The organism is Pseudomonas sp. GW821-FHT03E01, assembly GCF_059420765.1.
The window spans coordinates 228495-238809 of record NZ_JBWKUI010000014.1 but is presented as its reverse complement, the minus strand read 5'-3'; the positions used below and the strand labels follow the sequence as shown (position 1 = coordinate 238809).

Genomic DNA, 10315 nt, shown 5'->3' with positions numbered 1-10315 from the left:
TGTTTACCAAGGAGTTTTCCGTTTCGACTGCGCCGGAAGTGGGGCGAATTATAGACGTCCAGAATCTGCCGTCAACCTCTAATTTGGCTTTTCTATCAATAGCTTGCAGAAAGCCGGAAAACCGCCCGTTTTCCTTCTATAGAGGAGAGCAAAACCACTCCCTCTATATAGAAGAGGACTTCAGAGCACCCCCGCCTCTTTGAAAGCAGCGACTGCACCGGCATCCAGACCCAATACCCGCTGCAAAACCTCCAGTGTGTGCTCACCCAATAAAGGAGGTGCGCTACGGTACTCCACTGGCGTCTCGGACAGGCGTATCGGGCTCGCAACTTGAGGTACGATCCCGGCCAAAGCATGAGGCAGCTCAATAGCCAACCCTCGAGCCTGAACCTGAGGGTCGGCAAACACCTGGGCCAAATCATTGATCGGCCCACACGGCACGCCTGCCTGCTCCAACTGCGTCACCCATTCAGCAGTGGTCTTGAACACGGTCGCCTGGCGGATCAGCGGGATCAGCACCGCCCGATTTGCCACCCTTAACTTATTGGTCGCAAAACGCGGATCATCCGCCCACTGCGGCTGCCCGGCCACCTCCGCAAATTTACGGAACTGCCCATCATTACCCACGGTAAGGATGAAGTCGCCATCGGCTGTAGGGAAGTCCTGATAAGGCACGATATTCGGATGGGCGTTGCCCAGGCGCTTAGGCGCAATGCCCGTAGTCAGGTAGTTCATCGCCTGGTTCGCCAGACACGCCACCTGAACGTCCAGCAATGCCATATCAATGTGCTGACCGCTGCCACCATGATCCCGATGAGCCAGCGCAGCCAGGATCGCTACCGTTGAATAGAGTCCAGTCAGAATGTCTGTCAGCGCCACGCCAACTTTCACCGGGCCTGCACCTTCATCTCCTTCGGGGCGACCGGTCAAACTCATCAGACCGCCCAAGCCCTGGATCATGAAGTCATAACCCGCACGCTTGGCATACGGGCCGGTCTGACCGAACCCGGTGATCGAGCAATAGATCAGCTTCGGATTGGCCACCTTTAGCGACTCGTAGTCCAGCCCATATGCCGCAAGACCACCGACCTTGAAGTTCTCGATGAGGATATCCGACTTCGCCGCCAACTCACGCACCAGCCGCTGCCCCTCTGGTCGCGTGAAGTCGATGGTCACCGATTGCTTGTTGCGGTTGGCGGACAAGTAATAAGCCGCCTCGCTGGTGTTCTCGCCATAAGCGTCCTTAAGGAACGGAGGCCCCCAGGCACGCGTGTCATCGCCATTACCCGGGCGCTCGACCTTGATGACGTCAGCGCCAAGGTCCGCAAGAATCTGCCCGGCCCAAGGCCCGGCGAGCACCCGCGACAAATCCAGTACCCGTAGATGCGAAAGCGCGCCCATGGCCGTTCTCCTATTAATAGAACGCCTGGAGGCCGGTCTGCGCGCGACCGAGGATCAGCGCATGGACGTCATGCGTACCTTCATAGGTGTTCACCACTTCCAGGTTGACCAGGTGGCGAGCCACACCGAACTCATCGGAGATACCGTTGCCACCCAGCATGTCGCGCGCCATGCGAGCGATGTCGAGGGACTTGCCGCAGGAGTTGCGCTTCATCATCGAAGTGATCTCGACCGCAGCAGTACCTTCATCTTTCATACGCCCCAGACGCAGGCAGCCTTGCAGCGCCAGAGTGATTTCGGTCTGCATGTCGGCCAGCTTCTTCTGAATCAACTGAGTGGCCGCCAATGGACGACCAAATTGCTGACGATCCAGGGTGTACTGGCGAGCGGTGTGCCAGCAGAACTCGGCAGCGCCCAATGCCCCCCAGGAAATGCCGTAACGCGCCGAGTTAAGGCAGGTAAAAGGGCCTTTCAAGCCACGGACATCCGGGAAGATGTTCTCTTCAGGAACAAACACGTTATCCATGACGATCTCGCCGGTGATGGACGCACGTAAGCCGACCTTGCCGTGTATCGCCGGAGCGCTCAGACCTTTCCAGCCCTTCTCAAGCACAAAACCACGAATGTCGCCCGCGTCGTCCTTGGCCCAAACCACGAATACATCAGCGATCGGACTGTTGGTGATCCACATCTTGCTGCCGGTGAGGCTGTAGCCACCTTCCACTTTGCGTGCACGAGTAATCATCGCGCCCGGGTCGGAACCGTGGTTGGGCTCGGTCAGACCGAAGCAACCAATCCATTCACCCGTGGCCAGCTTCGGCAGGTATTTCTGCTTCTGTGCTTCGGTACCGAATTCATTGATCGGAACCATGACCAGCGAAGACTGCACACTCATCATCGAGCGATAGCCGGAGTCGACACGCTCGACCTCACGGGCAATCAGGCCGTAGCTGACATAGTTCAGGCCGCTGCCACCGTATTGCTCAGGGATGGTCGCACCCAGCAGACCCACCTCACCCATCTCACGGAAGATCGCCGGGTCAGTCTTCTCATGACGGAAAGCTTCGAGAACACGCGGTGCGAGCTTCTGCTGAGCAAACTGCTCGGCCGTGTCGCGAATCATGCGTTCTTCTTCAGTGAGCTGTTGATCCAGCAACAGGGGATCGATCCAGTTGAAGCTAGCTTTACCGCCCATGAGTGAGTCCTCTCGAATCGGGTCAAATAACGTGGATTGATCCTAGGCCGGGTTCGGCGTCCCGGCAAACGAGGTTTTCGCATACTGTTGTGCTAATTTCTCACTTCGAAACGTTTAAAAATCGCCTTTATGCAATGCATTAGTGAGGTTGACGTACATGCGCAGGAAGATCCCCAGCACAACAGCCCTGATCAGCTTTGAAGCGGCAGCGCGCCACGAGAGCTTTACCAAGGCTGCCCAGGAGCTTTCTCTCACTCAGGGAGCGATTTGCCGACAGATAGCCAGCCTCGAGGAGTTCCTCAATGTCGAGCTGTTCCGGCGTTCACGGCGCGGAGTGAAGCTGACAGAAGCCGGGCTTTCCTACAGTCGCAGGGTGGCCACCCAACTCGACGCGGTTGAACGGGACACCTTGTCAGTGATGGGCCAGCAAGGCGCCAACTCGATCGAACTGGCGGTGGTTCCGACCTTCGGCACTCAGTGGCTGCTGCCACGACTCAAGGATTTCCAGCACAAACACCCGGAGGTGACGGTCAACCTCACCAACCGTACGCGCCCCTTCCTGTTTGCCGACACCGACTTCGATGCCGCCATTTATTTCGGCGACGCGGACTGGCCAGGTACCGAATCCCACAGGTTAATGGGCGAGAACCCGATGCCGGTGTGCAGCCCCACGCTGCTGGGCCAAAAAACCAACCTGAGCCCCGGTGAAATCGCCGAGCTGCCCTTGCTGCAACAGACCACTCGCCCTTATGCCTGGCGCCAATGGTTCAACTCCCAGAACCTGAATATCCCGCGAGACATGACAGGGCCGCGTTACGAGCTATTCTCCATGCTCGCCCAGGCAGCGATGCATGACATGGGGATCGCGCTGATTCCGCCATTCCTGATTCAGCGCGAATTGGCAGAGAAGCGCCTGGTCATTGCCAATACCCAAGCACTATCGAGCATCAAGGCCTACTACCTGATGATTCCTGATCGAAAGGTCGAATCAGCCTCTTTAAAGGCATTTCGCGATTGGCTGGTGAATCAGGCACACAGCTACAACCTAGAAGGATAAAGGCTCACAGCCATTAGCTGACCGCGTAGTCAGCAAAACAAAAGCACTACAGATATAAGTATTTGTCGCATATTGACAGACTGTACCGACAAACAGCACAAACGTCCCACAAGCGTTTGAGTACGTGGCTTTGAGCCTCTATTGGCAGGCAATGACAACCTATTCACCGTGCGGATGTGTAAATTCTTGAATTTTGGCAAAAATCCTTAGAAGCCACGGCCTGCAAGGGATTTAACGGAAAGGTGCGACATTCGGTCACGGGGTGACTTGTAGTTAATTTTCCGTCACCCGTCATAATCCCTTGAAGGGCACAAAGTTCGCCTGCAAAATGCCGCGCCCCGCCCTGATTTGGTGGGGTCGTGCTGATCGGCCGCCCCAGCCGCACCATCCGAAGTGCCTGGGTTTACTCAATAAGATCACGCAGGAGATTTGACGTGCACATTGGTGTTCCTCTCGAAACCCAGACGGGTGAAACACGGGTTGCTGCAACCCCGGAAACCATCAAGAAGCTGATCGGCCAGGGTCATAAGGTCACTGTACAAAGCGGCGCCGGCATTAACGCCAGCGTTGTCGACAGTGCTTATGAAGCGGCAGGCGCAACCATTGGCAGCGCCAACGATGCGTTTGGTGCCGAGCTGATTCTCAAGGTGGTCGCCCCCAGCGACAGCGAACTGACGCTGATCAAGAGCGGCACCGTAGTGGTCGGCATGCTCAACCCGTTCAGCAATGAAACCATCGCCAAACTGGCCGAATGCGGCATTACCGCGTTTGCGCTGGAAGCTGCGCCACGCACCTCCCGCGCCCAGAGCCTGGATGTGCTGTCCTCCCAAGCGAACATCGCCGGCTATAAATCCGTGCTGCTGGCCGCTCACTACTACCCACGCTTCATGCCGATGTTGATGACCGCCGCGGGCACTGTGAAAGCGGCGCGCGTGCTGATTCTCGGTGCCGGTGTGGCCGGTTTGCAGGCGATTGCCACGGCAAAACGTCTGGGTGCCGTGATCGAAGCGTCCGATGTGCGTCCTGCGGTGAAGGAGCAAATTGAATCCCTGGGTGCGAAATTCGTCGACGTGCCGTACGAAACCGATGAAGAGCGCGAATGCGCCGTCGGCGTCGGCGGCTATGCGCGCCCCATGCCGGCCAGCTGGATGCAGCGTCAGGCCCTGGCCGTACACGAACGCGCCAAGCAGGCTGACATCGTCATCACCACGGCACTGATCCCGGGTCGCAAGGCGCCGACGCTGCTCAGCGCCGAAACCGTGGCGCAGATGAAGCCAGGCTCGGTGGTTGTCGACCTCGCCGCAGCGCAGGGCGGCAACTGCCCGCTGACCGTGGCGGACCAGGTCGTGGTCTCGAATGGCGTGACCATTGTCGGCCCGACCAATCTGGCCGGTGCGGTGGCGGCAGACGCTTCGGCGCTGTACGCACGCAACCTGCTGGACTTCCTGAAGCTGGTCTTCAACAAGGAAGGCCAGTTCGAAGTGAACCTAGAAGACGACATCGTCGCCGCGTGCCTGATGTGCCGCGACGGCCAAGTCATCCGCAAAAACGCCTAAGCAGGGATTCAGACGATGGAAGAGCTTATCTCCCCCGGTATCTACAACCTGATCATCTTCGTGCTGGCGATTTATGTCGGTTATCACGTGGTCTGGAACGTTACACCTGCACTGCACACGCCATTGATGGCGGTGACCAACGCCATTTCGGCGATTGTGATCGTCGGCGCGATGCTGGCGGCTGCTTTGACCGTAACACCATTGGGCAAAACCATGGGCACCCTGGCGGTGGCTCTGGCGGCCGTGAACGTGTTCGGTGGTTTCCTGGTCACCCGTCGCATGCTTGAGATGTTCAAGAAAAAAGCCCCGAAAGCCGTAAAAGAAGAGGCGCCCAAGTAATGAGCATGAACCTGGTAACGACGCTGTACCTGATCGCGTCGATCTGCTTCATCCAGGCCCTCAAAGGCCTGTCGCACCCGACCACGTCGCGGCGCGGCAACGTGTACGGCATGCTCGGCATGGCCTTGGCGATCCTCACCACCATCGGTCTCATCTATAAGCTGGCGGCGCTCTCCATTGAGCAAGGCGGTGCTACCGCCGGCATCGGCTACGTCATCGTCGGTCTGCTGGCCGGCGGTACCGCCGGTTCGATCATGGCCAAGCGCGTTGAAATGACCAAAATGCCGGAGCTGGTCGCCTTCATGCACAGCATGATCGGTCTGGCAGCGGTGTTCATCGCCATTGCAGCCGTCGTCGAGCCGCAGTCGTTGGGCATCGTTAAACATCTGGGCGATTCGATTCCGGCGGGTAACCGTCTGGAGCTGTTCCTCGGCGCGGCCATCGGTGCAATCACCTTCTCCGGTTCGGTGATCGCGTTTGGCAAGCTGTCGGGCAAGTACAAGTTCCGCCTGTTCCAGGGCGCACCAGTACAGTTCAGCGGTCAGCACAAACTGAACCTGCTGCTGGGTCTGGCGACGCTGGCACTGGGTGTCACGTTCATGCTGACCGGCAACTTCAGCGCCTTTGCCCTGATGCTGATCCTGGCCTTCGTGATGGGCGTGCTGATCATCATCCCGATCGGCGGCGCCGACATGCCCGTCGTGGTGTCGATGCTCAACAGCTACTCCGGTTGGGCGGCAGCGGGTATCGGCTTCTCGCTGAACAACTCGATGCTGATCATTGCCGGCTCGCTGGTGGGCTCAAGCGGTGCGATCCTCTCGTACATCATGTGCAAGGCGATGAACCGTTCGTTCTTCAACGTACTGCTCGGCGGCTTCGGCAACACCGCGGATGCTGGCCCGGCGGGCTCCAAAGAAGCCCGTCCGGTGAAATCCGGTTCGGCTGATGACGCCACCTTCCTGCTGACCAACGCCGACACCGTGATCATCGTTCCAGGCTATGGCCTGGCGGTAGCACGGGCGCAGCACGCCTTGAAAGAGCTGACCGAGAAACTGAGCCACCGCGGCGTAACCGTGAAGTATGCGATTCACCCGGTTGCCGGCCGGATGCCTGGCCACATGAACGTATTGCTGGCCGAGGCCGAAGTGCCTTACGACCAGGTGTTCGAGATGGAAGACATCAACTCCGAGTTCGGCCAGGCCGACGTGGTGCTGGTGCTCGGCGCCAACGACGTGGTGAACCCGGCAGCCAAGAACGACCCGAAATCGCCGATTGCCGGCATGCCGATTCTCGAAGCGTTCAAGGCCAAGACCATCATCGTCAACAAGCGCTCGATGGCCAGCGGCTATGCCGGCCTGGACAACGAGTTGTTCTATCTGGACAAGACCATGATGGTTTTCGGCGATGCCAAGAAAGTCATCGAAGACATGGTTAAAGCCGTCGAGTAAAAACCTTCGGCAACCTGAACGCCCCGACTCGTCGGGGCGTTTTTGTTTGCGTCTGTTACCGATCCTGCAAAGGTGTTTTGCCTGAAAGCACCGGAATAGACGCCCCGAATGCGACCTTGGTAGCGGGACGGGCACCGCTCGAATTCACTAGACTGCGCACCTTGCTTCCGTTGCCCGAGATAACAATCATGTACCGTGACCGTATTCGCTTGCCTTCATTGTTGGACAAGGTAATGAGCGCCGCCTACGCTGCCGCTCTGATTCAGGACGGCATGACCGTCGGCATGAGCGGCTTTACCCGAGCCGGCGAAGCCAAGGCCGTGCCTCATGCACTGGCCGAGCGCGCCAAGGTCACGCCGCTGAAAATAAGCTTGATGACCGGCGCCAGCCTGGGCAACGACCTCGACAAACAGCTGACTGAAGCCGGCGTACTGTCGCGACGCATGCCGTTCCAGGTGGACAGCACTCTGCGCAAGGCGATCAATGCCGGCGAAGTCATGTTCATCGACCAGCACCTGTCGGAAACCGTAGAGCAGCTGCGTAACCAGCAACTCAAGCTGCCGGACATCGCGGTGATCGAAGCCGTGGCGATCACCGAGCAGGGCCATATCGTGCCGACCACCTCGGTGGGCAACTCGGCCAGCTTCGCGATTTTCGCCAAACACGTGATCGTCGAGATCAATCTGGCGCACAACCCGAATCTCGAAGGCTTGCACGACATCTATATCCCTACCTACCGGCCGACCCGCACGCCGATTCCACTGGTGAAGGTCGATGACCGTATCGGCAGCACTGCCATCCCGATACCGCCGGAAAAAATCGTCGCGATCGTGATCACTAATCAATCCGACTCGCCCTCTACTGTGCTGCCGCCGGATGTGGACACCCAGGCCATCGCCGACCACCTGATCGACTTCTTCAAGCAAGAAGTGGCTGCCGGTCGCATGACCAACAAACTCGGCCCACTGCAAGCCGGAATCGGCACCATCGCCAATTCGGTGATGTGCGGCTTGATCGACTCGCCATTTGAAGACCTGACCATGTACTCCGAAGTGCTGCAGGATTCGACTTTCGATTTGATCGACGCCGGCAAGTTGAGCTTCGCTTCGGGCAGTTCGATCACCCTGTCGAGCCGGCGCAATGCCGATGTATTCGGGAATCTGGAGCACTATAAGGACAAGCTGGTGCTGCGCCCCCAGGAAATCTCCAATCACCCCGAAGTGGTGCGGCGCCTGGGCATCATCGGCATCAACACCGCGCTGGAGTTCGACCTGTACGGCAACGTCAACTCCACTCACGTCTGCGGCACGCGGATGATGAATGGCATCGGCGGCTCGGGCGACTTCGCGCGCAATGCGCACCTGGCGATTTTTGTCACCAAGTCGATCGCCAAGGGCGGGGCGATTTCCAGCGTGGTCCCCATGGTCAGCCACGTCGACCACACAGAACATGACGTCGATATTCTCGTGACCGAGATCGGCCTGGCCGACCTCCGAGGCCTGGCGCCGCGTGAGCGTGCCCGCGTCATCATCGACAACTGTGTGCACCCGGACTATCGCCCAGCCCTGAATGACTACTTCACTGCTGCTTGCGCGGTCGGCGGGCATACCCCGCATATCCTGCGTGACGCACTGAGCTGGCACATGAACCTGGAAGAAACCGGGCGCATGCTGGCGGTGTAATTGATACAGATAGCAGCTGACGCAAACACAGTTTCGTCAGCTCGCTGTTGCAGCATTCCTTTCAATCAAAAACTGTACTGCTGTACCGGTCTTTTCCTACCGTAATTGCCTACCTTTTCCAGCCCAAGCCCTACAAATGCACCATAATGGTGCTGATAGGTACAGTTGCCTCAATTTAGACCAGTACACCACCGTTTAACAGTTAACTGGTCTCTCACAATACAGGTGAACTGTATCTACAGAGACTGGCCAAACGAGAGGATCATTGGCATCAGTCAAAGTTAAACCACTACCTAATCCCGCCATAAGCGGAAGGATGTCAACCATGGAACGTACACTCAGTTCCGAACTGTTCTTCGAAGACACTGCTGCAAAAACCCAGGCTTCCCTGCCTTTGCGCGTTATCGCCAACCTGATGCTGTGGCAGCGCCGCATCTCCAGCCGCCATCAACTGGCTCGCCTGGATTCGCGTCTGCTGGCTGACGCCGGGATTAGCGAAGCACAACGCTACGAAGAGCTGAGCAAGCCGTTCTGGCGCTAAGTTAGCGTCGCTGGCTCTGACCCACCGGGTCCACCGCCAGCAACCCGAATTGAACAAACAGAACCCGTCGTGGGAAACCACGACGGGTTTTGTCGTTTTAGGGCTTCATATTGGGGGCGTACAGAAGAGAAAACTACCGACAGTTACAGTTTTTAAATATATAAAAACAACCAGTACAGTTTATTCTAAGGGTGTCTGCGCTCGCCTGCATGAACAAGCGGGACTGTTCTAACCGATGTACGCAGGCCTAATATCTGTATAAAACGTGGCGAACGCTTTAAGACGATAGGCGTCTGATCCTTTGCCACCTCTCTATCGGTCTATCCAAAGGAGCTACCTCATGTCCCCCCTTCGCCTGCTCAGCGCTGCAGCCCTGCTTGCCATGGCTGCCAATGCCCACGCCTCCAGTTTTATCGTGACCACCGACTCCATCGTTAATGGCCTGAAGGCTTCCTCCGACGCGACTTCGGATGTCTCGTCCTCCTTTCGCGACAACAAAATCGTCCGTGCTGCCCGTGACGATGCCGCCAGCTTCGTTGCCAGTGAAGGTGCCATCCGTGGCGTGAAACTGGAAAGCGCGCTCAACCATATCCGCCAACAGGCTCCACAACTGAATGCGACCGACGCACAGCTGGCCCAGGCCATCCTGACGATCTAGGCAACTGTGCTGAACCGGGACACGCCCGTCGTGTCCCGATGTTTCGACGCTGGCTCTAGCCCGGGCATTGCGCTAGCCTTGGGGCTCGCTTTCAGCTATCGAGCCTCATGCGTTTTCTTTCAAGTCTGTTGATCACTCCGGTTTTTCTCGCGGCCTGCTGGTCGGGTTCGGCCCATGCCTTCGACGCTTTCAACCTGTCCACACAAGGCACCGTAGCCAGTGGTTACGCCACCAGCATGGTGACCTCCGCGCCCTTCGACCATAAAATGCTGATCGCCGCCCGGGATGACGCTGCAGCGTTCATCGCCAGTGACGGCCAACTGCGAGGAGCACAACTGGAATCGGCCTTGATCTACCTGCGCCGGACCCAGCCAAAACTTCATGCCAGCGACCTTGAACTGGCGCAGGCAATTCTCGTCCAATAGTTATCCTTGTTTC

At 57.9% G+C, this 10315-nt stretch carries 10 protein-coding genes; 8 read left to right on the top strand and 2 right to left on the bottom strand.

Annotated elements, in window-relative coordinates; translation table 11 throughout:
- Positions 1 to 180: 180 nt before the first annotated feature.
- Together AC07VO_RS23670 and AC07VO_RS23665 are read right to left on the bottom strand one after the other, a co-directional pair.
- Positions 181 to 1401, bottom strand: coding sequence for a CaiB/BaiF CoA transferase family protein (locus tag AC07VO_RS23670; RefSeq protein WP_018927225.1), 1221 nt, complete (start codon positions 1399 to 1401; stop codon positions 181 to 183).
- A gap of 13 nt (positions 1402 to 1414) precedes the next feature.
- A complete protein-coding gene (locus tag AC07VO_RS23665; protein ID WP_018927226.1) occupies positions 1415 to 2596 on the bottom strand; it encodes an acyl-CoA dehydrogenase in 1182 nt (393 codons plus the stop codon).
- 157 nt (positions 2597 to 2753) lie between these two features.
- Here AC07VO_RS23665 and AC07VO_RS23660 point away from each other — a divergent pair, with 157 nt between their 5' ends.
- The 8 genes from AC07VO_RS23660 to AC07VO_RS23625 all read left to right on the top strand — a co-directional run bounded on the left by AC07VO_RS23660 (position 2754) and on the right by AC07VO_RS23625 (position 10302).
- The gene (locus AC07VO_RS23660; protein ID WP_018927227.1) at positions 2754 to 3653 is read left to right on the top strand and encodes a LysR family transcriptional regulator; all 900 of its coding nucleotides are present in this window, start codon (positions 2754 to 2756) and stop codon (positions 3651 to 3653) included.
- 434 nt (positions 3654 to 4087) lie between these two features.
- Complete coding sequence (locus AC07VO_RS23655; RefSeq protein WP_018927228.1) at positions 4088 to 5209, top strand: Re/Si-specific NAD(P)(+) transhydrogenase subunit alpha; 1122 nt, start codon at positions 4088 to 4090, stop codon at positions 5207 to 5209.
- Positions 5210 to 5224: 15 nt separating this feature from the next.
- Entirely contained in the window at positions 5225 to 5548 is a 324-nt protein-coding gene (locus tag AC07VO_RS23650; protein ID WP_003187010.1) for an NAD(P) transhydrogenase subunit alpha part 2, read from the top strand.
- Positions 5548 to 6996, top strand: a complete 1449-nt coding sequence (locus tag AC07VO_RS23645) for an NAD(P)(+) transhydrogenase (Re/Si-specific) subunit beta (protein WP_018927229.1) — start codon at positions 5548 to 5550, stop codon at positions 6994 to 6996. The genes AC07VO_RS23650 and AC07VO_RS23645 overlap by 1 nt, the downstream gene beginning before the upstream one ends.
- A gap of 188 nt (positions 6997 to 7184) precedes the next feature.
- On the top strand, positions 7185 to 8678 hold the full coding sequence (gene scpC / locus AC07VO_RS23640) for a succinyl-CoA:acetate CoA-transferase ScpC (RefSeq protein WP_495007672.1): 1494 nt from the start codon (positions 7185 to 7187) through the stop codon (positions 8676 to 8678).
- A 325-nt stretch (positions 8679 to 9003) separates the two neighbouring features.
- Positions 9004 to 9219, top strand: coding sequence for a DUF1127 domain-containing protein (locus AC07VO_RS23635; protein ID WP_018927231.1), 216 nt, complete (start codon positions 9004 to 9006; stop codon positions 9217 to 9219).
- Positions 9220 to 9559: 340 nt separating this feature from the next.
- Positions 9560 to 9877, top strand: a complete 318-nt coding sequence (locus AC07VO_RS23630; protein ID WP_064615713.1) for a DUF2388 domain-containing protein — start codon at positions 9560 to 9562, stop codon at positions 9875 to 9877.
- A 107-nt stretch (positions 9878 to 9984) separates the two neighbouring features.
- Positions 9985 to 10302, top strand: coding sequence for a DUF2388 domain-containing protein (locus AC07VO_RS23625; protein WP_018927233.1), 318 nt, complete (start codon positions 9985 to 9987; stop codon positions 10300 to 10302).
- Positions 10303 to 10315 lie beyond the last annotated feature (13 nt).